Here is a 24100-nt window from a genome sequence, read left to right on the forward strand (position 1 = left end):
CCTTCGTACGTAAAATTGGAAGTTGTGCGATTAACTTGCTAACATACTCCAATTATCTGCTTTGGTATTCGTACCATTCTTCATCTATCTTTTTGAATCCAACAGCCTCAAACATTCGCCTACTCTGCCCATTAAAGGAATAGATATTTGCCTTAACAGTATCCATACCCTTTTCTTTAGCAAGTTTAAGCATATCTTCAACGCATCGTCTTCCAATGTGCTGATTTTGGTATTCTTTGCACACTACAATAGCGACTTCTGCATTGTCTCTTAACGAAACATCCCCTACCAATGTCCCCTTATATTCTATGTAGTAGCAATCCCCATGAGAGCTTAGATAATCATACATAGCATGTAAAAGATCTAAATCATATGGTTCATCTCTGTTATCTACCTGCTTACATACATCCAAATCCTGATACCAAGGAAGTGAAGCCTCGTCATTCCTGTAATATGGAATCAGTTTTAATTCTTCATCAATGATTCGCTCTGTCATTCTCTCCACATATCCATTCCTGGGCCATCATTGTCATTTGGGCGGGCCTTGAAGCCAAGCTTCTCGTAAAACGCCTCTTTTCCCTTTGATGCCACAATAACTATCTTTATACGCCAGCCTTCCTTGAGCTGGTTATCAATATACTTGATACATTCCTGCACCATTTTCTTGCCGATACCCTGCCCCTGATATTCCGGATTTACAATTACATCCGCAAGGTAAGCTATATAACCCTTATCCCAAAATATCCTTGCGCAGCCAACAGTTTTCCCTTCATCCACACAGGAAATAATAAAATCTGAGTTGTCCAATCCAGACTGCGCCTGATCATCGCTGATGAACGGCCAGCCAACAGATGTCCGAAGATCACAGTAATCCTTTACCGATAGATTATTACAATATGTTAGCATTCCAATTCTCCCAACTGATCATTTAATATTTTGTATTTATTTTGTCACAATTAAAAAGGCTGGTACTTACCTTAAGTAAGCATCATGCCTTCATGATATCATAGCCACAATGGCTATTCCACTGCTTTTTAACTCTATTTATTATCCAGTACATGGATTTCTACAACCTTATCCCACAGATTTTTCATCTGCGAAAAGTGGCTGATCAAAAATCCCCGATAAATTTGAATTTATGCGATTAACTTCCGATATAATGCTCATTCCAACAAACTGGAATTGTTAACACTCTGTCTTATTGCACCGGAGGCATAAAGCATAAAATGCAATCGCCAGAAACTGTGATACCACAGACACAGTGACAAGATACACAGGATTCAAATCATACAGGGCACCGAGAAGCCAACTGCCCAGAAACCACGCAATACCAAATCCTGTCTCAAATATTCCGAAACCGGTGCTTCGCATGGAACGCGGGACGATTCCGCTGACAGCTGCTTTCATAATACTTTCCTGCGCACCCATTCCAATCCCCCACAGAATTATCCCAGCTCCGATCAACCAGGCATTTCCAGTCATAAAAACAAAACATGAGAAGAATGTGCTGCATAGTGTGGAAATGATCAGAGCCTTCAGCCCGACCTTATCATAAAGCCAGCCAAAGAATAGTGCAGCAAAGGCATCCACAGCCATTGCCCCAGCATATAGCAGGCTGAGCATGGATTCATTAAATGCTCCGGTATTAGCCGAATGAAGTGTGATCAGGGTGAAGTCTGCAAAGCCAAAAGCAAAAAAGCAGATGGCCGCCATGAACAGAACAAATGACTTCCTGAATTCAAAGCTTGCCGGTTTATCTTCCTGCTTTTCAAAGATCTCCGGATCAGGGTATCTTATCTTTGCTGTCAAAACAAGAGCTATGGTGATCATTGCAGGAACAAGCAGTATCGCAAAAGAGATCCTATACGTTGTAAAAAGGTCGTCTGTACCTTTTACAAGAGCTGTTACAAAAAGCAGTACCGGTCCGAGAAACGCGCCAAGCTGATCCAGAAACTCCTGATAGGCAAAGCCTTTTCCGGTTCCGATCTCGCTTGCCGCAAAACTTACCAATGTGTTTTTGGCAGGCTTTTTTATCGCTTTTCCGATACGCTCCAGGATCACAAGACCGCAGGCCCAAATCCAGCCATGTTCAGGTACGAGTGCCAGTGCAGGAATCGCCAGAGCCTGTATTACATAGCCTGTGATAACAAGTGTCCAGTATTTCTTCGTTTTATCTGCTATAAATCCGGATATGAGCCTTAGTGAATACCCGCACAATTCTCCTATACCGGACACAAATCCGATGGTTGCAGCGGATGCCCCTGCGAGGTTCAGATATTCGCCCAATATGCTTCTGGCGCCTTCATGAGTCATGTCCGAAAACAGACTTACGATTCCCATCAGGGTTATAAATATTATGGCGCCAGACAAAGCCCTTTTTTTATCCATGTTCTACTCCACTAATCCCGATTTGTCATCGTCTATAAAACTGTAATATAAAATATTCCACATCCTTAGTACACTTATTTCAATCAAACAGAATGACGTTTGATACCTGTACAATTTCCTAACTCATCAAAACTAAATTCCACAATCCATGGCATCAGAAATCTTATGTTTTCAAAATCATCATAGCCAAAAGATTTATCATAATAATTTATGATGGTGCTTAATGCTGTACCATGACTTCCAACTACTATATTTTTCCCTGAATACTGCTCCAGAACAATATTAAGCGCAGATATATTTCTATCCTGAACTTCTTTAAGACACTCTCCATCTGATAACTTGAAAGAAAAATCGCTCCATTGCTTTTTGGAAAAAGAAGTAAAATCTTCTATCCAACCACTATCGACCTTTCTCTCTCTAAAATCCTCAACTATCTCAACAATCATTCCATTTTTATCTGCAAAATCCTTAACTGTATCAACAGCTCTCTTAAATGGGCTTGAAACAACTATATCTATGTTTTTATCAGCTAAAAACGCTGTAACTTTTTTCCTATCTTCCATTCCACGAGGACTCAACTCACGAATTCTGTCATCATGATTTTCATAATTGGGCTCTGCATGCCTTACAAAAAATACTTTTGTCATTTTATCCCCTTAGTAATTTATGCTGAAATACAATTTGCCTCTAAAAATTCCGATTTATCTCATTAACCAATTAGTTAAATCTAGTACTTTTATTCCTTCTATGTCATAGTCATCATGCTTTGTATTCGCTATCAAAATCTTAGGATATGCATCTTTTATCGCTCTTAGTGGAGACAGTTCTCTTTCCAATGTATCTGAATCAGAAATATTATCTGATACTTGGATATACAGCTTCTCATTTTGTTTCATAGCTACAAAATCTATCTCCTTCTGATACAACTTACCAACATAAATCTCGTAGCCCCTCCTGAGTAATTCTAAGGCAACTATATTTTCATATGCTCGTCCATAATCCATATTTCTTGTTCCAAGCATTGCATATCTAAATCCTAAATCGCTAAGATAGTATTTATCTGATGTTTCTAAATACTTTTTTCCACGAATGTCGTATCGTTTTACTTTGTAGAACATAAATGCACTGCAGAGATACTTCATATAATTTCCTATTGTTATATGATTCGTCTCAACCTTATTTTGCTTAAAAACATTACTAATCTTACTAGCAGATGTCAGATTGGAAATATTATCCATCATATAATCTGTTAAAGAATCCAAAAGTGCCTCTTCCTTAATACCATACTTATCTACAAGATCACGTTTTATAATTGTAGTGTAAACATCCTTTATATATGATGCCTGATCCTCTTTTTCGCTGTATACGTATGCCCCAGATAAACCACCACTCATAACATATAAATCCAATACATTTGCTGTATTAGAATCATATCCATAGTACTCACAATATTCAGCAAAACTAAATGGATAAACAGGAATTTCTATAAATCTCCCAGTAAATAACGTCGATAAATCTGAGCTTAACAAAAATGCATTGGAACCTGTAATATAGATATCATATTTTCGGCTGTTATATAAACTATTGATAGCAAGCTCAAATTTTTCACACATTTGAACTTCATCTACAACAACGACATTTGTTTTACCATCAATGTATTGTCCTTCGCAAAAATTATAGAGTTCCTTATATGTTTTTAAATCATCGAATTTTAAATCTGCAAAATCAACGTATATTATATTTGTATCTTCGTTTGTGCGTATTAGTTCCATATATGCTCGCACCAACTCAGACTTTCCAGAACGTCTCAATCCTGTTATTATCTTTATATCAGGAGTATCCTTTAATCGAATGAGTCTATTCAAATAATTTTTTCTTTCAATAATCTTCATATAAAACCCGCTTTCAAAACTTCAATTTCTTTTCACTTTTGAAATCATTGTATCATCCACTTTCAAAACTTACAATATTTCTCTTTTTCGAAAATACAAAAAGAGCAGCTACCTCAATTTGAGATAACTGCTATATAACGTTCAATATTCAATTAGATCGACAAACTTGAATTTATGCGATTAACTTCCGATTTATCTTCCAAACGCAGACTTCATTTTGTTGAGAAAATTTTCATCTGCATACTTGACCGTCGGAATATGAATAAAGACAGCTCTTCCGTCAAATCTAGTAAGCCCATACCAATATGCTTCATTACACAGGCTATTTTGAGGATTATCCGATATCTCCGCCTCTACTCCGGTATCCATTAGCGATTTAGCAAGCTTAGATATTTTGAGATTTGAATAAACTCTTGTATTGTCCTTAGCTGCAGACTCCTCGATTCTTACTGTGGATGTCAAATACTTGTCCACGCCAAACATCACTATATATTCATAGTCGTTAGTAATTGAATAGATATCCTTTTGTATCCCGCCAAAAGAATTAGTCAAGAGTATATGTTCATGCGAAATCAATTCTACCAATTTGCCGGAAGCATTATTTTTCCCTTTAAATCCAACAAAAAGAATTCTCTCCATATTATATCCTTCATTTATGAATCGTCTACAAAACTGGAATATAAAACTAATTTGATGTTGCCGTCCTGAAGTCAATCAACGGGTACAGCCATTCTTTAAGCTCACGGAATCTATAACCAATTGATTCAGCCTTTTCAGTGCTAAAACTGAGTGTATCTTCAATTCCATTATATGGGGCATTATCCCCCGTCTGACTAATCACAGCTTTCTTCCCAAGACGTTTTTCTATGTACTCAATTATATCTGATATCTTGACCGCTTCTTTTGAACATCCATTTATTGGTCCTGGAACAAAGTGTTCCGCAAAATATGCAATAAAATCACCAGCATCTTTCTCGTATATGAATGCCATCTTAGTATCAATATCATCAATATTCATCGGTTTCTGATCTCTGATATGCTCAATGTAGAAATCCAGTCTGCCTGTATAATCATTCTCCCCCATGACAATTGGATATCTAACAAAAGAAATATTGTCAGGATTCATGAACTCAAACACTGCTCTTTCCGCCTGCCTCTTGGTTTCTTCATAATTCTCGATTCTGTCTATCCAGTGAAGTTCATATTCTTCAGGTTTAAATTCATCTTCCGTAATATCAGCATGTTCTTTAGGATAAACAGAGCATGTAGACATCTGTATATATCTGTCACAGCTTACGTTTTCCAAAAGTGTCTTAACATCATTGGAGCTATAGGCAATCTTATCTATTATCAAATCAAAATGTCTTCCACCCAATGCCTCTTTAACACTTGCAGAACTCATCCTATCCACAACAACATATTCTACAGAACCATAAAAGTTAGGCTTGGAATTACCTCTTGTTGCAATAGTTATTTCATGCCCATTATGAAGCAAGGCATTAACCATAGGTATTCCAAAATAACGCGTTCCACCAACAACAAGTATTTTCATACTCATCCCCCATTCAATCCCGTTTTTCTATTGTGTGTAATACTGCAATTTTAAACATCTTTATCATAATCCTAGTCATACCATCTCCATTAAAGCCGTGTTCTTATATCTTTCAGTTCCTCGATACTGAATTCTATAGGCGATGCATTATCAACCTCTATCGTATGCGACTCCTCAAATGGTATATTTCTTTTCATAGCAAGAAGCGTCATGATTACAGCTCCGTGTGATATTATCAGGAGGTCCCTATCTGAAGAAGTGTTGTGCTGACCAAGAATATAATCAAGTGCTTTAAACAGTCTTTCCATAACCATTTGATATGATTCGCCGTCAGGGGTGCAATTATATCTCTTATTTGAAAGCCACAGCTTATGCTCTTCATCATATAAAGAAAGAATCTCATCCCAGGTATGCCCTTCAAACAATCCCAGATTCATTTCTTCCAAGCCTCTAACTATCTCATACCCTGTATGGAAGTGTTCATCTATTATCTGCGCAGTTTTTACAGCTCTAGCCTGATAGCTGGTGTATATCTTTTCAAAAGAAATATCTCTATCTTCAAGATTCTTGCAAAGAAGTTGCGCCTGCGCTATTCCATTCTCATTCAAAGGAATATCAGTCGTACCTTGAACTTTTCCTAATATATTCCAATCTGTTTGTCCATGCCTCGCAAAATATATCTTCACAATACGTCCTCACCCTTAGTACACTTATTGTCTATCACACAGAATGGCGTTTGATGTCCAATTTTCTTCAGTTCCATTCAGGTTTATCATCCTTCCCGTCAGTCCGGTTGCTGACCGTCATGCGCCTTCCAGGCACACTCCGTAATCTTCAAATCAGTAAACACCGCCTTAAAAGATGAATTCTCCGGGCTACAGGCATAAATACCAAAGCGGATTTTTCCTGCACCCTTCCACACATGGCATACACGCATTTGTGAGAAAAACACGCCATCCTCGGAGCACTCGATGCAATAATCATCTTCCCTGCGACTAAACCGATACCACATGTTCTTCACATCAGCTGGAATCGCAGTTGTTGCCCAATCTGAATATCCGTGATTGGTCACAACAGATCCCAGATGCTGAAACTTATCATTTTCATATTCCACGGATGCTTTCAGCCAATTCTCAGAGTCAAGATACATAACTATCCCGCACTGGTCGAAGCGATGATGGCTCTCTGAAAAATCAGTCTTCACAACGAATGAAAAAAACTTCTCTTCCGTCTCCATCTGTAACACAGGTGCATTATCATTTTGGAAATGATAGTATGTCCTTTGCCAGAGATCCGTATGCGGTTCTGTTGTAATTTCTATTCTGTCCTCGTTAAGAACAAACACTCTCGGAGTTCTTGTCCATTTCATCTTTTCAATCATCGCGTACTCCTCTTTCTTCTTAGTATGTTATGCTGTAAGTTATTTCCGTTACGCATTCTTAAAGAATTCCTTCGTCCGTTTACATACATCGATCATCGTTTCTTCTGATGGTAAGTGTTTACTGTCTATCTCAACTGTAGTAACGGGTCCTGCAAAGATTTCTCTTGCTTTACAGAATACTCTGCTTGCCGGAAAGAATATGTCATTTTCCGATGCGATTATCAGAAGCGGAGATGTAAACGATATCATTTCTTTCTTTTTATATTCCCTGGGTGGCCTCATCTCCATCTTATAAGATGACATCATAATATCGAAGAATTCTCTCCATACCGGATCACCTTTTCCGCCCATAGATTCAATCACCGCATCAAGTGTTTTCTCAGAAGGGTAAAAAAAGTATTTCATAAACGGAACGACCATCTTGCCCATCATAGGCAGTATCGGGCCATGGGCTATTCCAGACGGGACCAGAAGTAAGGCACTTTGAACCATCTCCGGATACCTCTTAGCAAAAGAAAGGAACATGGCAGAACTATAGGAAGACACGACAAAGGATATTCGTTCTTCCTTATAGTGATCCAGTACTTCCTTGATCCACAGTCCGTACTCATCCTTCTTGCTGCTTATATTCCTGTATGGATCACTTTTCCCAGGCATCCCGATCACATCCGGAGCAATGATACTGTATTCTTGAAGCAACGGAAGAAACAGTTTCAGATTCAGTGTTGTGATTCCATTTCCCCCATGTATTGTGCATATCCTTGGCTTTTCCGGATCACCGACGAGAAGACAATGAGTTTGACCGAAAGATGTATCAAAATAATCTTCCGAATATGGTACCTCAAGGGATACAAGAGTCTTATCGTAAAACTCATTCATCTTCTTCATGCTGTCTTCATTTTTATAAACAAACTTTCCGTTTTTCACACTGCTCATGATGAATTATCCTGAAATTAAATATCCTTGCTAAACTCAATTTTTCAGACAGTGATCTCTATCTGATTGCCTTCGATCACAACTACGCAGCTCTCGTAGTACCCGTCTCCTGTGGTACGAGGTCCACTAACAACCTGATATCCAGCAGATTCCAAGGTTTTAGTCAGCTCATCAACACGCTCTTTGCTCCCCACAGAGAAGGCAATATGGATAAGTCCAGTACGATTCAGCTCTTTTTCTGGATCTGCCAGCTCAGGCTTATTCATTATCTCAAGTCTTGCTCCGTCATCAAAAGAGATAAAGTAGGACCTGAAGCCTGTTTTTACATTGTGATAACCATCGTTTGATCTGCCTCCAAGAAAGCTCACAAAGAAGTCTCTGGCTTTTTCTAGATCATTAACGTTCATTGCAACATGTTCTATTCGCATATGACCCCCAATTAGTCGAAACTATATCTTTTGATCTCGCAGTTCTTTATACCACATGAAGAAAACTCTTCGTTAGTCATTTCCCTAAAGTAGGACTCCACCATTCTAGTGATACCGTTATGTGCCACTAGGATTACTTCTCTATCTCCAACCTTTATATCATCTAGAAGATTGTATATCCTCTGAGCCAGATGCAGCATAGATTCACCTGTTCCAAATCTGCTTGCCATATCTTTTTTGGCTTCATGGAACTCTGCGCCATCTCTTGGAGTAGACTCATATCTGCCAAAATTCTGCTCAGTAAGTCTTGGCTCTACTTCCATAGGAATTCCTGTTATCTCAGAAATATGTCTTGCTGTTTCTTTTGCTCTTACAAGTGGTGACGTCAAGATAACATCAGCAGTAATTCCCTGTTCCAATATCTTTTTTCCTGTCTCTATTGCCTGCTCGTGGCCTTTCTGAGTAAGCTCTATATCTGTTGCTCCGCAGATCTTATTTTCAACATTCCAAACAGTTTCCCCGTGTCTGATGAAATAAAAATGATCCATATAATCTCCTTTTAAACTACATACTTTCAATCTCAAATACTACTGCTTCGTTGCAATCCACACATTGATATGGACCTTTCTTTAAGTCTCCACCTCTACGAAAAGCATAGATAAATGGATAGATTGCATTCATAGCTACCATACATACGTTGTCGCTATGTTCTTTATCTAGCATACTTCCTTCAAAACAGATAACGTCACCCACTTTGTATTTGGGGCACTTGCTCTCTATTACTGTAACTTTAACTTTCTTGTCTGTGTAACTCATTTTAGTCTCCTTAATCTCCTACGATGTCTATACTATGTTGTCACTTCTAAAACTACTTACCTTTCAAAATCAAGCATAACAAGTTTCTTTCCATTAGGAAGTGAGAACTCCTCAGTTTTTATATGTTCGTACCCGATTCCTTCCATCGCTTGCATTAGCGCTTTTTCTTCCATCTGATGATGAACTTCATCAAGACCATCAAAAGAGTGAAGGTATGGTGAATCAGAAACCCAGGTTGATTCATCTAAATTTATCTGAATGATGCAAGAAACATACTTTGCTTCAGATTTCAAAATAGCTTTCGTAAAAGCTTCGTATCCTACATATTCAATAAACAAATTTGCTATAACAAGTTCTGCCTTAGGTAATGCCACGATACTTCCTAGAAGGTCAACTATGCGGCATTCGAGAATATCTTTCATGTCAGAATATCGCTCTTTTACTGCAGCAAGATATTCTTCGTTAATATCTATTCCGTAAATTTTCTTATACTTCTCCTGATTCACATGCTCCAAGCCATTTCCACCCGCAATACCAAACACCATCGCAGTGTCTACCGGATAAGCTTCAAACTGCTTCTTCATCATTACGTTCATAGCCTGAAGCTGTTTGACTGAATCAAGGCTCATATGATTTTCATAATCAGATAAACTGATTTCTTTCCATGGGTTCATATCTCTTCCCCCATATACCTTGGTTATCTACATATTCAAGATGATAACACATCAAGATATAGTAAAAAAAGAGACTTTTCAAAGAATTACCTTGATAAAGTCTCTTTCTATGCGATTATTTTTTATTGTTTAACGTTCTATCAGCCGCGTCCAAGAACCATAACGAAGTAAGTCACTTCGTTGTTATCGTTAAGTGTGAAGGAAATGCTAAAGCCATCCTCATAGAAATAGTTCAGGCAATGCTCTCCCTCTTTGGATTCAGTTGATGGCTCGCCATAAGCATTTACGATCTCATCATATGTAGATCCTATTGTAATACCTTTGCTTGTCTTCCATGCGTCGCTGTAGCTCTTGAACTCAATGATTTCTACCTTATCGCCGTCTTTGCTGTAAGTTACTTCTGCAGAGCTGTAATAAGTGTTTGTAAAGAAGTCACCGCTTTCTGTCTCGCTTGCAGGATCTCCAAGCTTTTCAAGAACAGTCTTGCCATCATCTAAGATTGAAAAGCTGATTCCTTCATTTGGATTCTCAACAGTAGTCTCTAACATGTTGTCGTCTGCATCGATAACTCTAGCGCCACCTTCTTCATTACCTTCTGTTTCATTAGATCCGTTATCCTCTGAAATAGTCTCAAAAGACTCAGCCTCTGAAAATACCTCAGAATCATTGTTATTGCTACCAGTACTTTCTGTCTTAGCACAAGCTACAACAGATAAGCCCATTGTCATTGTTAAAATAAGTGTTATAAGTTTCTTTTTCATTTTTGTCTCTCCTCGCTGTATTGATTAGTGTACTACACGTAGTAATACAGTTGTAACACCATCTTTTTATTATGTCAACATCTTTTCTCTACAAAAAAGCTTGTAGTCATGCATGTAGACTACAAGCTTTTTATATATCCTATTTAATTATTTTTCTTTGCTTCTGCGTAGCGCTCTTTCCCCCACCAGTTTGGCAACAGCTCTTTTAACGTGATGGTCTCTCTAGTTTCATAATCAACTAGAATTTCCATATCTTCATTGGCTTCATCAAGCTGATAATAAAACTCTCTACATGCGCCACATGGCATGCCGCTTCCTCCACCATTTGGAGCCTTGTCACGAAAAGCTATAAATCTCTTAACCTTTGTCTGGCCGCTGCTAGCGTACATGTTAAGAGCTGCCATTCTGTCTGCGCACAGGTCCATTACACCGCTACAACTCTCGATGCAAAATCCGGTATAGATCTCACCATTTTCAGCTTCTATGGCACAAACAACATTGTGTGCATATATGAAAGGTGACACATCCTCAGGATGGTACTGCACCTTTGCCTTTTCATACATTTTTTCCCAAATATCCATAATTTCTCCTATATTCTAAATTTGTTTTTTAAGTAAACTGTTTTCTAACCATTTCAGAATAATTCTAGCTTTTGGTATTACTTCATTTTTCTTCAGTAATACCATTCTGGTATTTTTTCATTTTTTGGTATCAGCCAAAAAAATTTCAATAATACCACTTCTGCTTATTTTTCTTCTTTGGTATTACCGTATTCTATTCCTGTAATATCATTTATAACTTTTTTATTTGTTTAGTATTACCGCAAGAAATTCAAGTAATATCATTTACTACCTCTTTATCTCTTTGGTATTACCCTATAAAATTCCTGTAATATCATTTCTGCTTATTTTTCTTCTTTGGTATTATCGCAAGAAATTCAAGTAATATCATTTCCAACTTATCAGACTCTTTGGTACCACCGCAATCAAATCAGATAGTACCATACCCTTTCATTTCGTAATTTGGTATTACTATCCCATACAATAGATCATTATCCCCTGCTGGACTTTAAGTAAATCTTTCTTGAAATCATATCCTACAAAGAAATCAGAATCGATCACGTCTCCTGTCACCTCTTCGCCTCTGTAGAAAGGCGGACAAGGATTTAAGATAGCACCCGCATTTGCCAAACTCATAATCTCTCTTGTGATCTGATAATCTTTAAAGTCATCAAGCTCATCTTTTGGATGCGAGTCGGTACATATTATGTCTTTTCCTAGGATTGCATCTTCAAGACTGCTAACACACTCTGCTCCAGGAATGCAGTACCCATCAGGGCAGGCCTGGGTAAAAGAAAAGCCGAAGGCATCTGCTGCCTCTTTCCATGCTCTACCTATGTTCCCATCAGCACCCACGAAAAGATATCTGTCCTTAAGATAATCCGTTCTTTTCTTAGAAAGCGCATACAGATCCGCCATCATCTCACATGGATGGTTATCATCAGTAAGGGCATTGATAACAGGAACCTTCATAGACTCAGACATTTTCTGAAGCAAATGAATATCTTTGTGCCTTACAATGACCGCATCGGCCCAGTTCTGAAGATATCCACAAACATCGCGAATATCCTCCTTCTTATCCAGAGCAGTCGGATCAAAAAGAATGGATTGTCCACCTAGAAGATATATTCCTTTTTCAAAAGATACTCTGGTTCTGATACTGGATGCCGGAAAGAACATAACTACTGTCTTTCCCTTCAAAAAGTCAGAGTACTCCTCAATTGAATCAGCAATCCTAAATATCTCAAATAATTCTTCCTTAGTAAAATCTGTAAGTCTAATAAAGGATTTCATGTCTAATCTCCTAGTAGGCTTGTATCGAAAATGAGCCCTAATCTCCGTCCCTAGGGCTCATTTTCGGACCTGTTCTCGTATGTATTTCCAGTCTACGCAGCGAGTAAAGTTATCTCCAGGGAATTCTGCGTCCCTATTCCAAGGCCTGTCAAAGACCATGACCTTCAGGTCAGGAAGATGATCAAAGAACTTGAAAGCCATAGGAGAATCCTCTACTGCATAATCAAACTTCATCTTGTAATAATCATCTAATGAAAGGTTAAACTTACTATTCTTGATAAAAGAGTCTCTTCCGTATTTATCAAGAGAATACAGAGTCACTCTCTTTAGATTGTGCTCATCAAGCCACTGTCTAGAAGCATCATAGGCACTAAATGGACGCCCGGTTATGATATAAACTTCATGACCAGCATCTATCCACTCATTTATTGTTTCAGAAGCCCCTGGCGTCTCCTTATAGGATAAAAGAACTTCTGGCTTATGACCTTCAAGCATGAGTTTTTCATACTCTTCATCATTAAGGTCAAAAGACTTCTGAAGGTTAAAGAATCTAACCTTCTCATATGGAACATCCCTATTAAACAGTTCTTTTGCTATTACTGTAAATGATTTAGCTGTCTCGCAAAGACAGTCATCAAAATCAACGTAAAATTTCATTTCTTTCCCCTTTTTCTTATGCTATAAGTACCTTAACACCTTCTGTCCACTTTTCCCTATACTATAAGTGCCTTAACATCTTCTGGCTTCTTAGCAAGATATACAGCTCCCGCATCAGTCAGCTCTTTTTCATCCCCATATCCGTAAAGAACACCTATAGAATCCATTCCCAGCTCTTTTGCCGCCAAAATATCATTTTCTCTATCACCGACCATTACTACGGTTGAAAGATCAGTAACGCTGCACTCTTTGAGGGCGTACCTGATGACATCTATTTTTTCAGGTCTAAGTTCATCGTCAGAAGTAGCCACAAAATCGAAGTATTTAATGAGTCCAAAGTGCTCTAACACTTTATTGGTTCCAAAGGCATTCTTGGAAGTTGCAACAACGAGTTTCTTGCCAGCGTTCGTTAAATCTGCAAGGAGATCTTCAATACCGGGATAAACCGTGTTTTCAAGTAAGCCGCCCTTGTTGTGGTAATAGTCTCTATATATTTTTATTGCTTTATCTGTATCTTCAGGGGAATATCCAAGGATCGCGCCAAAAGAGTGCTTAAGTGGTGGTCCTACAAATCTTTTAAGGAACTCTCTATCAGGGACCTCACCGCCCATCTCCTTTATGGCATAGGCAAAGCCGTTTAATATACCGGGTCCTGAATCTGTAAGTGTTCCATCCAGATCAAAAAAGACATAGTCATAGATTTTTTTCATACACTCCCTCCGAGTTAGCCAATTTACAACAGTATAACACACTAAAGTTAAAAAGCAGGTCCTAAATTCAATTAGGACCTGCTTCTACATTCATTAGCTTACAATGAGCCACAAACCCCGTCCCTATGGCTCACTTTATGTCTTCAACAAGTTTGTGTTTGCCATCAACTGACTCATATACAAATACTTCGCAGTTTTTTGGTCTTGGACGCCATATAAAGCCTTTTTTAGAATCTTCTAGGTATCCACGTATTACCCTTATGATACCGCCGTGGCACACAAGGAGTACGTTTTCGTAGTTCTGTTTCTCAAGCTCAGAAAGAAATGAATTAATCCTTGATACCATAGAAGGAATATCTTCTACGCCATTTTTCTTTGGGCATGGGAAAATCTCTGGAAATCCCCAATAAAGAAACATCGGTATGCTTACTTTAAAGTAACCAACACCCTCAAAATCACCGAAGGCTGCCTCGATTATTCTTTCATCCTTAACAACTTCATCTTCTGGAACTCCAGAAATAAGTGAAGCTGTAGTAACTGCTCTTCCAAGTGTTGAAGCAAATACCTTATCAAACTTAACACCTGCTAATTTTTCTCCTACGGCTCTAGCCTGGCTCTTTCCTTTTTCATTAAGAGGAATATCTATTTGGCCCTGCATGAGCTTTGCCGCATTATAATCTGTCTGTCCGTGTCTGGTTACATATATCTTCATAGGATTACTCCGTCACTTCAGTTTATCTTTTAGGCTTCTTGGTATAAACAGGTCTCATGTTCCTAAGTTCTTCGTATAAAAGCTTGTAGTTATCGTAACGTACTTTAGAAATAAGACCTTTTTCAAGAGCATTCTTAACGCCGCAGTCTGGCTCTGCAATATGAGAACAGCCGCCAAATCTACACTCCGGTTCATAATCTTCAAATTCTGGATAATACTGCATAAGAGTATCAACTGATACATTCCTAAGCTCAAGAGATGTAAAACCAGGAGTATCGATGATAAAGGTATCAAAGCCTTCATCCGATAGCTCTTTTACGAAAAATAGTTCTGAATGCCTTGTGGTATTCTTGCCCCTTTCTATCTTGCGGCTAAGCTCACCTATCTGCATATCTGCATCAGGAACAAGCTTATTTAAAAGAGATGACTTGCCAACACCGCTTGGACCTGCAAGAGTTGTAGTCTTACCCTTTAATAGTGCCTTAAGCTCATCAAGACCTTTATCCTCTTTGACGCTTATGAAAAGAACCTTGTATCCACAATTCTCATAACTCTCTGTGAGTTTCTGCTTCTCTTCCTCGGATGCTATGTCCTGTTTATTAAAGCAGATGATAACAGGAAGATTCTGCTGCCTCATCATGATAAGGAACCTGTCCAAAAGGTTGTAATTTGGATCTGGCTTGACAATGGCAAACAAAATAACCGCCTGATCCACGTTGGCAACAGGCGGTCTAAGTAACTGAGCTCTTCTAGGTAGGATCCTGATGATATTACCTATCTGTTTTTCTTCATCAATGATGTCTATTTCAACATCATCTCCTACCATAGGTTTAATATTATCTTTTCTAAAGATGCCTTTTGCCTTACATTCATAGATTTTCTCATCGGAGGTTTCTATGTAGTAAAACCCGGCAATTCCCTTTAATATCTTTCCCTGCATTAAATGATCAGTTCTCCTGATTAAATGTTACTGCTCTTGTGACTGTATACTCTACAGCCTGTCCTCCAGAAGTCTCACCAGTCTCAGGATTGGTGGTTGTAGGAGTTGTTGCAGTATAAACAAATGTTAATGTTCCTGTAGGAGAAGTAATTCCCTTGTATGTAGCCTGAACCGGGAAATCTGATGTTGTTGTGCTAAGAAGTGTTGTTCCATCAGATGTTACCAAGGTTACCTTAACAGGGATTCCAAAGGTGAAGTTTTCTCCTTCTGTTGGAGCTGTAATATCTGCTGAATAGCTATAAGTTACGCTGGCAGGTCCAATAGAAAGCTCCATATTGATAACAGTTCCCTCAGAAACAGATGTGCCAACGGCAATACTCTGTGCACAGATAAGACCTGTAAGATTCGAATCCTCATTGTTGGTCTCAACAATTGTTCCAGCCACAAGGCCAGACTCTACAAGAGTGATAACAGCATCCTCTGAAGTCATACCAATGATATTTGGAACAGTTACCTGTCCGTCTGCCTTGGCATTTGAAACCTCAGCAGAAGCTGAAGCTGTATAGTTAGATCCGTTACTGATGTAAACTGTGATCTTTGAACCACTAGCAGCTCTACTTCCTGCGGCAGGATTAGTAGATACTACTGTATCCTTAGCTGCTGTATTAGATGTATCATCAGCTTTTTCTACTGCAAAACCTTTTTCGCTAAGAAGTGACTTAGCTTCTGCATAAGACTTACCAGTTACATTTGGAATCTCGATTCCATCTGCTGATTCCTCAGTAGTTAATGAAGAAGCTGCACTGGAAGCGTCTGCACTTGCATCAGAGGAACCAAATAATCCCATGCCTTTAGCAATAAGGATGATAACGATAAATCCAATAAGTACAGCAGAAACAATAGCCATGACTATTGTCATCTTCTCGATCTTGGATGGTTCCTGTTTATTATCTTTAGATGATGAGCCTCTCCTTCTATTCTGCTCATAGTAGAAATCGTCATCATCATCATATTCGTCGTAATCTCGTCTAGGTCTCTTATGATCTCTATCATAATCATCATGTCTCTTGCCCTTATCGTAATCTCTTGAGAAATCACGATTAAGACGCATCTGCTCAGTATCAGACATCTTGCCTGTACCGCCCTTAACTGAGCTAAGTTCCTCATCAGAAGCTACTCTTGTAGCACCCTCTTCATCAGGATCAACAAGAGAAACGAAATCCTTATCAGGGGTGATAAGTGACTTCTTGAGGTCTGTGATAAGCTCGGCAGCACTCTGATATCTCCTGTCAGGACTCTTTTGACAGCACTTAAGCACGATCTTCTCAACACTGATAGGAATATCCTCGTTGTAATCCGAAGGAGTTGGAAGTTCTTCCTGAATATGCTTGATAGCAATAGCTACTGTTGTATCGCCATTAAATGGTACTCTTCCAGTAAGCATCTCGAAAAGTGTAATACCAAGTGAATAGATATCACTCTTGGCATCACTGTATCCACCTCTTGCCTGCTCTGGAGAAGTGTAATGCACAGATCCCATTACATTGGATGTGATAGTGTTGCTGGTTGCAGCCTTGGCAATACCAAAGTCTGTTACCTTAACCTTACCATCCTTAGAGATCATAATGTTCTGTGGCTTGATATCTCTGTGAATGATGTTGTTGTTATGAGCTGCCTCAAGTCCCATAGCTACCTGAATAGCTATGCTGACTGCTTCCTTAACAGAAAGACGTACCTTTTTCTCAATATACTTTTTGAGAGTGATACCATCAACAAGCTCCATAACGATGTAGTTAACACCGTCTTCATCGCCTACATCATATACATTAACAATGTTTGGATGCATAAGTCCAGCTGTAGACTGGGCCTCAACTCGGAACTTAGAAACAAAATTCTCGTTCTCTGAGAATTCCTGTTTGAGTACCTTCACAGCAACAAGTCTATTAAGTTTATGATCTTTTGCTTTATATACATCGGACATTCCGCCAGTGCCGATCTTCTCAAGCACTTCATAGCGATCGCCGATCACCATTCCTATCTTAATCATTCAGTCCTCCATCGTGTGTCAGTTCTTCTGCAAAGGGCTCTATCAGGATAACAGCTATATTATCCTTGCCTCCGTTGTTATTAGCTGCCACAACAAGTTTTTGGGCCTTCTCTATAATATCTTTCTGACCGCTTACTATCTCTCTGATCTCTTCATCTTCAAGCATATTGGTAAGTCCGTCAGAGCACATGAGAACAATGTCCCCACGTTTTAATTCCACGTTAAAAAAGTCGATGTCTACCGTATCTGTGGCACCGATTGCCCTGGTAATAATGTTCTTGTCAAGATGAGTTCTTGCAGTCTCTCTATCAATTCCGCCCATCCTGACCATTTCCTCTACCAAAGAGTGATCTCTGGTAATCTGTGTTATCTTGTCATTTATGACATAGAGCCTGGAATCTCCGACATTTGCAACCTGCAAAAATCTTCCAAGCACTGTACACGCTACAACAGTGGTTCCCATTCCGAATAGGCTAGGGTTCTCAGAAGCCTTTTCTCTGAGTTTGCGGTTAGCGATCTTGATAGAATTCTCAAGGATCTTAACAGGGCTTTGCTCAAAAGACTTCTCGATTTCCTCAACCATAGTATCTACTGTAAAGCGTGAAGCATAATCGCCGGCATTATGACCGCCCATGCCATCAGCAACAATAAATACATTTGAAAGATTACCTATCTTTCTATCGGATGAAAAAACGTAATCTTGATTCAGTTTTCGTTTTTTACCTATATCCGTTATAGAAAACGTTTTTAACAAATCTTGCCTCCCGAGCAAACTCTTTTCATGCAAAAATAAGCAGGTATCACTTTTCTTGCTGTAAATGGCGCCTTCTAAGCTGTCCGCAAGCACCATCTATATCCCTGCCCATTTCCCTTCTAATAGTAACATTTATTCGACTTTTTTCAAGTTTATTTTTGAAAGCCAAGGCCCCAGAACGATCTGTGGGTTTAAAGTCTCTTTCCTTGATAGGATTGACGGGAATAAGGTTAACTACGGCATTTATGCCCTCTAATAATTTGGACAGTTCGGCAGCATCCTCATCAGTGTCATTTACTCCGCTTACAAGGGAATATTCAAATGTCAGTTGCCTTCCGGTCTTGTCAAAATATGCTCTGCAGGCATCAAGTACTTCATCAATGCTGTACTTTTCAGCTATAGGCATGAGTTTTTTACGCTTTTCGTTATTGGATGCATGAAGAGACAATGCCAGGTTGATAGACAGCTCTTCATCAGCCAGTCTGTAAATATTTGGAACGATTCCACAAGTAGAAACTGTAAGATTTCTCTGTCCCATGTTCATTCCGTTTTCATCAGTCAAAAGCTTGATAAACTTAAGGAGATTATCGTAGTTATCAAGAGGCTCTCCACTTCCCATAACTACTACTCGTGAAATCTTTTCACCAGTCTCCCTTGAAATAGCATATATCTGATCCAGCATCTCTGATGGACCAAGGTTTCTGACTACACCATCTATAGTTGATGCACAGAATCTGCATCCCATACGGCATCCTACCTGAGATGATATGCACACGCTATTTCCGAATTTGTACCTCATAAATACGCTCTCGATAACGTTGCCATCAGAAAGTCCAAAAAGGAATTTCTGTGTGCCATCAATCTTGGATTTCTGAACATCCACAACCTGAAGCGCTGTATAATCGTAATGCTCAATGCACTTTTCTTTTAAGCTCTTGGATATATTGGTCATCTCGTCATAACTTCTGGCCTTCTTGACGTGCATCCATTCATAGAGCTGCTTTGCTCTAAACTTTGGCTCGCCAAGTTCTTTGATACTATCCTCAAGCTCTGAAAGTGAAAGAGACTTAATATCTATCTTTGTCACTTCTCTTTTCTCCTTAGAAGCTTTGCTATAAAAAATCCATCTGTTCCAAACTCTCCGGGAAGAAGCTGAATATAGCCTTCCTTAGAGCTCTTTTTATCTATACTTGCTGGAAGAGCATCTGTAATATCCACTCTGTCAAAAGGAAGTTCTTTGCAGATCCTATCGATCATGGCCTCATTTTCTGCCTTGTTGACAGTACAGGTTGAATACATGAGTATTCCGCCTGGTCTTACATAGTCATAGGCTGCCTTTACAATCTCCCACTGAAGATCGGACAGCTCTTTTAAGCCTTTTTTAGTGGTGTTCAGCTTGATATCGCTCTTTCTGCCTATAATGCCAAGTCCTGAGCAAGGTACATCAAGATAAAGAATATCCGCCATATCCTCAAGGTTTCCATCATGGATCCTAGCGTCAAAGGCCTCAACTTCGATATTTGAAAGTCCAAGTCTCTCGGCGTTTTCTCTGATGATGTCACATTTTCTATCAGAAAGGTCTCTGGATATGACTCTTCCTTCTACTCCAACTCTCTCAGCTGCGTGAAGAGTCTTGCCTCCAGGAGTTGCGCAGACATCTATAACAGTCTGGCCTTCCTTTGGATCTGCAACTTCAGTGACAAGCATTGAGCTTACATCCTGAACTGTAAACAGTCCCTCATCAAAGCCAGGAAGAAATTTGATATTATCTGTCTTTTCAAGGTCTATAGCATAGTTAAGAATTGGATTTTTCTTGGCTACTGCTCCTGCCTCATTTAGCTCTTTTACATAAGCATCCACCGATGCATCAAGGTCTGAAGCCTTATTCATCTCCATGAGCTTAGGTACATTGAGCCTTATAGTTGTAGGTCTAGCCTGTAAAAAGAACTCCAAAATGCTCTCAGTCCTGTCGTAGCCATACTCAGATACCCACATTTCGCAGAGCCACTTTGGTGTTGAGTAAAACACTGAAAGATACTCACAACCATTATCTATAGCTTTGTCAGGGTATTTGATATTTTCTTTATTTCTGGAAATGTTTCTAAGGACTCCATTTACAAAGCCTTTGAGTCCGGAGAACTTGTGCTTGTCAGCAAGCTTAACTGCCTCATTACAGGCTGCTGAATCTGGAACCTGGTCCATAAACATGATCTGGTAGGTTCCCATTCTCATAAGGCTTCTGATAAGAGGTTGCATCTTCTGAACCTTGACCTTTGAGAACTGATCCAAACAATAGTCTATCTGGGTCTGTCTCTCAAGGCACCCATCAACTACTCTTTTTATAAACGCCTTATCTCTTGTTTCAAGATAGTCGTACTTTTCCAAAGAATCTTTTAACAAGGACATCTTACCAGCCTTGTCCTTGTCATATTCCATTAGGATATTTAAAACAATCTCACGAATATTAGCCAATTACTTACCCTCATAAATCATTTAAAATACGTTACTATTCCATATATCATCAAGAATGTGATGAGCGCTGGAAGAACATATTTAAAGTACCAGCTAAGTTTGCGGCTTACCTTGATCCCAAGACCGCTGTTTACTTCTTCTAAATAATTATCAAAGCCCCATCCATACTTTGTTGTACAGAACAGGCAGCAAATTAGTGATCCTATAGGCAGGATAACGTTACTAACAATGAAATCCTCAAGGTCCATGATGTTTGTGCCTGGCTTTAATGGTTCAAAGCCTTTGAGTACGTTAAAACCAAGGGTACAAGGAATAGAACCAAGTGTGATGATGATTCCTGCAATAAGAGCTGCCTTTTTGCGCTCACTTCCAAATATATCGATTGAGAAGCTGACTACGTTCTCAAACACACCAACCATGGTAGAAAGAGCTGCAAAATACATAAACAGGAAGAATAAGCTTCCCCAGACTCTTCCAAGAGGAAGTGCGGTAAATACATTAGGAAGTGTAAGGAATATGAGACTTGGTCCACTGTCAGGAGATACGCCGTAAGCAAAGCAAGCAGGAATTGTAATAAGTCCTGCGACAATAGCTACGAAAGTATCAAGTCCTGCAACAAGTATTGCCTCTCCTGCAAGGCTTCTTTCTTTTTTGATATAGCTTCCAAATATCTCCATGCTGCCCATACCAAGACTAAGGGTAAAAAAGCTCTGGTTTAAGGCTGCATACATAACATTTCCAATACCAACTTTTCTGATATTGTCTACATTTGGCATCAGGTAGAAAGCAACGCCCTCAGATGCACCCTGAAGTGTAAGGGATCTGATTCCTAAAACTATCATGATGCAGATAAGAGCTATCATCATGATCTTGGTGATCTTCTCAACACCGTTCTGAAGCCCCATGGAGCAGATGACCATAGTTATCAGCATTGTGATGACCATGTATGCTATGAGTATTTCATGGCTGCCCATCATAGTGTTAAATGCCTCTTCTATACCAGCTGTAGTCTTTCCTTCAAAAGAGCCAGTGAGCATCAGCACAAAATATCTAAGTATCCATCCTGAAACTACTGAATAGAACATAAGAAGCAGGTAATTACCAAACATTGCCATAAATCCTGACAAATGCCACTTTGTCCCATCTTTTTCCAATTTCTTATAAGCCGGATAAATACTCATCCTGCTGGCTCTACCTATGGAATATTCCATAGTCATAACAGGGACACCTAATATAAGTAAAAATAGCAGATAAATAACTACAAAAATGCCTCCGCCATACTGACCTACCATATATGGGAAGCGCCATACGTTTCCAATGCCGATCGCACAACCTGCTGACAGCAAAATAAAGCCTAATCGGCTACCGAGTTTTTCTCTTTCTTTCATTAACTGATTACCGCCTACGATTATTTAACATAACTAGTCTAAGAAGCTGAACTACAGCTGAAGCTGCACTTGCCACATATGTCATTGCAGCTGCAGTCAGAACTTTTCTTGAGTCAGCTACTTCTTCGTGTCCGAGGATACCATATTCTTCAAGCATCACGAGAGCTCTGTGAGAAGCATCAAACTCAACCGGAAGTGTAACAAGCTGGAACAATACTGCCAGCGAAAATACAACGATTCCAATGCTTATAAGTGGTGAAAAACCAAGAAGCATTCCAAGGATCAAAAGAGGTATTCCAGCCTTTGATCCGATATTTGCAGCTGGAAGAAGTGCTGTTCTAAAGGACAGTGGTGCATATCCAAAGTGATGCTGCATGACATGTCCGCACTCATGAGCTGCAACGCCAATGGCTGCTACGCTTGTTGAATCATACGTTGCATCAGAAAGGTTAACTACCTTGTTTCTGGGATCATAGTGATCTGTAAGTTCTCCTCTGACATGGCAAACTGACACATCAGTAATACCATTTCTGCGGAGGATCTCCATTGCAGCCTGTGCTCCAGTCATACCGCACATGCTACGAATCCTTGCGTATTTTTTGTAAACAGATGAAACTCTGTAACTGGCTACCATACAAAGAATAGCCATGAGAATAACTAAAAAGTACATGGGATCCATTCCGTACCCAAATGCTCTACCATAACCGTAATACATATGTATCGCCTCTTTTCTTATTGTTCACTTTATTATCCAAGTTTTGTTCCAGCTTCAAGCTTATATCCAAGAAGGAAGTCTTTGACTGCCATTCTCTTTTTGCCTTCAAGCTGAACCTCTGTAATTTCTAATAGACCATCACCTGTTGCCACGGTAAAAGAATCTTTGGAAACAGATACTATGCTTCCTGGTTCTTTTCCCTTTGATGACTCGGATAATGCCTTGGCTTTCCAGATTTTAAAGCTCTTGCCATCTAAACTTGTAAAGGCTGATGGCCATGGATTAAGACCTCTTACAAGATTTCCGATTGTCTTTGCATCTTTACAAAAATCGATCTTACCCATGTTCTTGGAAAGTTTGCCACACTTAGTAGCCTTTTCTTCATCCTGAGGAACAGGAATAAGCTCGCCTTTTTCTATCAAAGGAAGGGCATCTACAATGAGCTCGCCACCTAGGATTGACAGCTTATCAAAAAGTCCGCCTCCAGTCTCTTCCTCATCGATTGGAATCTCTCTCTGGATCAGAATATCTCCAGTATCCATTCCAGCTGCCATCTGCATGATAGTAACGCCTGTAACCTTCTCGCCATCAAGGATTGCCTGCTGGATAGGAGCAGCTCCCCTATATTTTGGAAGGAGGGATGCGTGAATATTAACACATCCAAACTTAGGAATATCAAGGATCTCCTGTGAAAGTATCTGTCCAAATGCAGCTACTACGTAAATGTCTGCTTCGATACTCTTTAAATATGCTACATGCTCAGCCTCTTTTATCCTGACTGGCTGAAATACCGGAATATCATGCTCTAAGGCGCATGCCTTAACATCAGATATCTGAAGCTCTCCACTTCTTCCCTTTGGCTTATCTGGCTGAGTTACAACCAGAACTACTTCGTGACCTGCTTCTATGATCTTTTCAAGGGCTGTCCTGGCAAAATCAGGAGTTCCCATAAAAACTATCTTCATTTAAATATTTCCTTTCATATAGGCGTAAATTATTCAATAAAATAAGTCCTAAAAGGACA

The 24100-nt window shown here is 39.3% G+C and carries 28 protein-coding genes; all 28 read right to left on the minus strand.

All coding sequences use genetic code 11. The annotated features are described in order from the left end of the window. Positions 1-52 precede the first annotated feature (52 nt). The 28 genes from bhn_RS09450 to fmt all read right to left on the minus strand — a co-directional run bounded on the left by bhn_RS09450 (position 53) and on the right by fmt (position 24041). Positions 53-496: a GNAT family N-acetyltransferase gene (locus bhn_RS09450; protein ID WP_071176468.1), complete on the minus strand. Its 444-nt coding sequence runs from the start codon at positions 494-496 to the stop codon at positions 53-55. Beyond that, the gene (locus bhn_RS09455) at positions 493-906 is read right to left on the minus strand and encodes a GNAT family N-acetyltransferase (protein ID WP_071176469.1); all 414 of its coding nucleotides are present in this window, start codon (positions 904-906) and stop codon (positions 493-495) included. Before bhn_RS09455 ends, bhn_RS09450 begins: the two co-directional genes overlap by 4 nt. 279 nt (positions 907-1185) lie before the next feature. Then, a complete protein-coding gene (locus tag bhn_RS09460) occupies positions 1186-2388 on the minus strand; it encodes an MFS transporter (RefSeq protein ID WP_071176470.1) in 1203 nt (400 codons plus the stop codon). A gap of 83 nt (positions 2389-2471) precedes the next feature. Then, on the minus strand, positions 2472-3035 hold the full coding sequence (locus tag bhn_RS09465) for a histidine phosphatase family protein (protein WP_071176471.1): 564 nt from the start codon (positions 3033-3035) through the stop codon (positions 2472-2474). Between the two features lie 54 nt (positions 3036-3089). Next, positions 3090-4280, minus strand: a complete 1191-nt coding sequence (locus tag bhn_RS09470) for an ATP-binding protein (RefSeq protein WP_071176472.1) — start codon at positions 4278-4280, stop codon at positions 3090-3092. 192 nt (positions 4281-4472) lie between these two features. Further along, positions 4473-4919: a C15 family peptidase gene (locus bhn_RS09475; RefSeq protein ID WP_071176473.1), complete on the minus strand. Its 447-nt coding sequence runs from the start codon at positions 4917-4919 to the stop codon at positions 4473-4475. Between the two features lie 46 nt (positions 4920-4965). Further along, entirely contained in the window at positions 4966-5832 is an 867-nt protein-coding gene (locus bhn_RS09480) for an NAD-dependent epimerase/dehydratase family protein (RefSeq protein ID WP_071176474.1), read from the minus strand. A gap of 89 nt (positions 5833-5921) precedes the next feature. Next, positions 5922-6518 carry a histidine phosphatase family protein gene (locus bhn_RS09485; RefSeq protein ID WP_071176475.1) on the minus strand — a complete coding sequence of 199 codons (597 nt, stop codon included), beginning with the start codon at positions 6516-6518 and terminating at the stop codon, positions 5922-5924. Positions 6519-6616: 98 nt separating this feature from the next. Next, the gene (locus bhn_RS09490; protein ID WP_071176476.1) at positions 6617-7213 is read right to left on the minus strand and encodes a DUF1349 domain-containing protein; all 597 of its coding nucleotides are present in this window, start codon (positions 7211-7213) and stop codon (positions 6617-6619) included. A gap of 48 nt (positions 7214-7261) precedes the next feature. After that, positions 7262-8140 carry an alpha/beta fold hydrolase gene (locus tag bhn_RS09495; protein ID WP_161487317.1) on the minus strand — a complete coding sequence of 293 codons (879 nt, stop codon included), beginning with the start codon at positions 8138-8140 and terminating at the stop codon, positions 7262-7264. A 53-nt stretch (positions 8141-8193) separates the two neighbouring features. Beyond that, positions 8194-8577 carry a VOC family protein gene (locus bhn_RS09500; RefSeq protein ID WP_071176478.1) on the minus strand — a complete coding sequence of 128 codons (384 nt, stop codon included), beginning with the start codon at positions 8575-8577 and terminating at the stop codon, positions 8194-8196. A gap of 11 nt (positions 8578-8588) precedes the next feature. Then, entirely contained in the window at positions 8589-9125 is a 537-nt protein-coding gene (locus tag bhn_RS09505; RefSeq protein ID WP_071176479.1) for a histidine phosphatase family protein, read from the minus strand. 16 nt (positions 9126-9141) lie between these two features. Further along, a complete protein-coding gene (locus tag bhn_RS09510; RefSeq protein WP_071176480.1) occupies positions 9142-9393 on the minus strand; it encodes a TIGR04076 family protein in 252 nt (83 codons plus the stop codon). A 56-nt stretch (positions 9394-9449) separates the two neighbouring features. Further along, a complete protein-coding gene (locus bhn_RS09515; protein WP_071176481.1) occupies positions 9450-10067 on the minus strand; it encodes a class I SAM-dependent methyltransferase in 618 nt (205 codons plus the stop codon). Positions 10068-10207: 140 nt separating this feature from the next. Beyond that, positions 10208-10828: a DUF4309 domain-containing protein gene (locus bhn_RS09520; RefSeq protein ID WP_071176482.1), complete on the minus strand. Its 621-nt coding sequence runs from the start codon at positions 10826-10828 to the stop codon at positions 10208-10210. Positions 10829-10971: 143 nt separating this feature from the next. Beyond that, positions 10972-11409, minus strand: coding sequence for a cytidine deaminase family protein (locus bhn_RS09525; protein WP_071176483.1), 438 nt, complete (start codon positions 11407-11409; stop codon positions 10972-10974). A gap of 450 nt (positions 11410-11859) precedes the next feature. Then, complete coding sequence (locus bhn_RS09530) at positions 11860-12681, minus strand: ornithine carbamoyltransferase (protein WP_071176484.1); 822 nt, start codon at positions 12679-12681, stop codon at positions 11860-11862. A gap of 57 nt (positions 12682-12738) precedes the next feature. Then, positions 12739-13338 (minus strand): 5' nucleotidase, NT5C type, encoded by a 600-nt coding sequence (locus bhn_RS09535; RefSeq protein WP_071176485.1) that lies wholly within the window; start codon positions 13336-13338, stop codon positions 12739-12741. Positions 13339-13394: 56 nt separating this feature from the next. Continuing rightward, positions 13395-14048: an HAD-IA family hydrolase gene (locus tag bhn_RS09540; protein ID WP_071176486.1), complete on the minus strand. Its 654-nt coding sequence runs from the start codon at positions 14046-14048 to the stop codon at positions 13395-13397. Positions 14049-14178: 130 nt separating this feature from the next. Further along, positions 14179-14760, minus strand: a complete 582-nt coding sequence (locus bhn_RS09545; RefSeq protein ID WP_071176487.1) for a histidine phosphatase family protein — start codon at positions 14758-14760, stop codon at positions 14179-14181. 22 nt (positions 14761-14782) lie between these two features. After that, positions 14783-15700 carry a ribosome small subunit-dependent GTPase A gene (gene rsgA, locus bhn_RS09550; protein WP_071176488.1) on the minus strand — a complete coding sequence of 306 codons (918 nt, stop codon included), beginning with the start codon at positions 15698-15700 and terminating at the stop codon, positions 14783-14785. Between the two features lie 7 nt (positions 15701-15707). After that, positions 15708-17747 carry a Stk1 family PASTA domain-containing Ser/Thr kinase gene (pknB, locus tag bhn_RS09555; protein ID WP_071176489.1) on the minus strand — a complete coding sequence of 680 codons (2040 nt, stop codon included), beginning with the start codon at positions 17745-17747 and terminating at the stop codon, positions 15708-15710. Beyond that, entirely contained in the window at positions 17740-18501 is a 762-nt protein-coding gene (locus tag bhn_RS09560) for a Stp1/IreP family PP2C-type Ser/Thr phosphatase (protein WP_071176490.1), read from the minus strand. The genes pknB and bhn_RS09560 overlap by 8 nt, the downstream gene beginning before the upstream one ends. A 46-nt stretch (positions 18502-18547) precedes the next feature. Beyond that, the gene (rlmN, locus tag bhn_RS09565) at positions 18548-19588 is read right to left on the minus strand and encodes a 23S rRNA (adenine(2503)-C(2))-methyltransferase RlmN (RefSeq protein WP_071176491.1); all 1041 of its coding nucleotides are present in this window, start codon (positions 19586-19588) and stop codon (positions 18548-18550) included. Continuing rightward, on the minus strand, positions 19585-20973 hold the full coding sequence (rsmB, locus tag bhn_RS09570; protein WP_071176492.1) for a 16S rRNA (cytosine(967)-C(5))-methyltransferase RsmB: 1389 nt from the start codon (positions 20971-20973) through the stop codon (positions 19585-19587). The genes rlmN and rsmB overlap by 4 nt, the downstream gene beginning before the upstream one ends. Positions 20974-20990: 17 nt before the next feature. After that, positions 20991-22361: a sodium-dependent transporter gene (locus tag bhn_RS09575; protein ID WP_071176493.1), complete on the minus strand. Its 1371-nt coding sequence runs from the start codon at positions 22359-22361 to the stop codon at positions 20991-20993. A 7-nt stretch (positions 22362-22368) separates the two neighbouring features. Continuing rightward, positions 22369-23076 carry a zinc metallopeptidase gene (locus tag bhn_RS09580; protein ID WP_071176494.1) on the minus strand — a complete coding sequence of 236 codons (708 nt, stop codon included), beginning with the start codon at positions 23074-23076 and terminating at the stop codon, positions 22369-22371. 32 nt (positions 23077-23108) lie between these two features. Beyond that, positions 23109-24041, minus strand: coding sequence for a methionyl-tRNA formyltransferase (gene fmt / locus bhn_RS09585; protein ID WP_071176495.1), 933 nt, complete (start codon positions 24039-24041; stop codon positions 23109-23111). Positions 24042-24100: the final 59 nt, after the last annotated feature.

This window comes from Butyrivibrio hungatei (genome assembly GCF_001858005.1).
GTDB classification, from domain to species: Bacteria; Bacillota; Clostridia; order Lachnospirales; family Lachnospiraceae; genus Butyrivibrio; species Butyrivibrio hungatei.

What these genes read in the sequence shown, in the direction of transcription:
- bhn_RS09450 (WP_071176468.1), bottom strand. Translation starts at nt 496, where the DNA reads ATGACAGAGCGAATCATTGATGAAGAATTAAAACTGATTCCATATTAC.
- bhn_RS09455 (WP_071176469.1), bottom strand. Translation starts at nt 906, where the DNA reads ATGCTAACATATTGTAATAATCTATCGGTAAAGGATTACTGTGATCTT.
- bhn_RS09460 (WP_071176470.1), bottom strand. Translation starts at nt 2,388, where the DNA reads ATGGATAAAAAAAGGGCTTTGTCTGGCGCCATAATATTTATAACCCTG.
- bhn_RS09465 (WP_071176471.1), bottom strand. Translation starts at nt 3,035, where the DNA reads ATGACAAAAGTATTTTTTGTAAGGCATGCAGAGCCCAATTATGAAAAT.
- bhn_RS09470 (WP_071176472.1), bottom strand. Translation starts at nt 4,280, where the DNA reads ATGAAGATTATTGAAAGAAAAAATTATTTGAATAGACTCATTCGATTA.
- bhn_RS09475 (WP_071176473.1), bottom strand. Translation starts at nt 4,919, where the DNA reads ATGGAGAGAATTCTTTTTGTTGGATTTAAAGGGAAAAATAATGCTTCC.
- bhn_RS09480 (WP_071176474.1), bottom strand. Translation starts at nt 5,832, where the DNA reads ATGAAAATACTTGTTGTTGGTGGAACGCGTTATTTTGGAATACCTATG.
- bhn_RS09490 (WP_071176476.1), bottom strand. Translation starts at nt 7,213, where the DNA reads ATGATTGAAAAGATGAAATGGACAAGAACTCCGAGAGTGTTTGTTCTT.
- bhn_RS09500 (WP_071176478.1), bottom strand. Translation starts at nt 8,577, where the DNA reads ATGCGAATAGAACATGTTGCAATGAACGTTAATGATCTAGAAAAAGCC.
- bhn_RS09505 (WP_071176479.1), bottom strand. Translation starts at nt 9,125, where the DNA reads ATGGATCATTTTTATTTCATCAGACACGGGGAAACTGTTTGGAATGTT.
- bhn_RS09510 (WP_071176480.1), bottom strand. Translation starts at nt 9,393, where the DNA reads ATGAGTTACACAGACAAGAAAGTTAAAGTTACAGTAATAGAGAGCAAG.
- bhn_RS09515 (WP_071176481.1), bottom strand. Translation starts at nt 10,067, where the DNA reads ATGAACCCATGGAAAGAAATCAGTTTATCTGATTATGAAAATCATATG.
- bhn_RS09520 (WP_071176482.1), bottom strand. Translation starts at nt 10,828, where the DNA reads ATGAAAAAGAAACTTATAACACTTATTTTAACAATGACAATGGGCTTA.
- bhn_RS09525 (WP_071176483.1), bottom strand. Translation starts at nt 11,409, where the DNA reads ATGGATATTTGGGAAAAAATGTATGAAAAGGCAAAGGTGCAGTACCAT.
- bhn_RS09530 (WP_071176484.1), bottom strand. Translation starts at nt 12,681, where the DNA reads ATGAAATCCTTTATTAGACTTACAGATTTTACTAAGGAAGAATTATTT.
- bhn_RS09535 (WP_071176485.1), bottom strand. Translation starts at nt 13,338, where the DNA reads ATGAAATTTTACGTTGATTTTGATGACTGTCTTTGCGAGACAGCTAAA.
- bhn_RS09540 (WP_071176486.1), bottom strand. Translation starts at nt 14,048, where the DNA reads ATGAAAAAAATCTATGACTATGTCTTTTTTGATCTGGATGGAACACTT.
- bhn_RS09545 (WP_071176487.1), bottom strand. Translation starts at nt 14,760, where the DNA reads ATGAAGATATATGTAACCAGACACGGACAGACAGATTATAATGCGGCA.
- rsgA (WP_071176488.1), bottom strand. Translation starts at nt 15,700, where the DNA reads ATGCAGGGAAAGATATTAAAGGGAATTGCCGGGTTTTACTACATAGAA.
- pknB (WP_071176489.1), bottom strand. Translation starts at nt 17,747, where the DNA reads ATGATTAAGATAGGAATGGTGATCGGCGATCGCTATGAAGTGCTTGAG.
- bhn_RS09575 (WP_071176493.1), bottom strand. Translation starts at nt 22,361, where the DNA reads ATGAAAGAAAGAGAAAAACTCGGTAGCCGATTAGGCTTTATTTTGCTG.
- bhn_RS09580 (WP_071176494.1), bottom strand. Translation starts at nt 23,076, where the DNA reads ATGTATTACGGTTATGGTAGAGCATTTGGGTACGGAATGGATCCCATG.
- fmt (WP_071176495.1), bottom strand. Translation starts at nt 24,041, where the DNA reads ATGAAGATAGTTTTTATGGGAACTCCTGATTTTGCCAGGACAGCCCTT.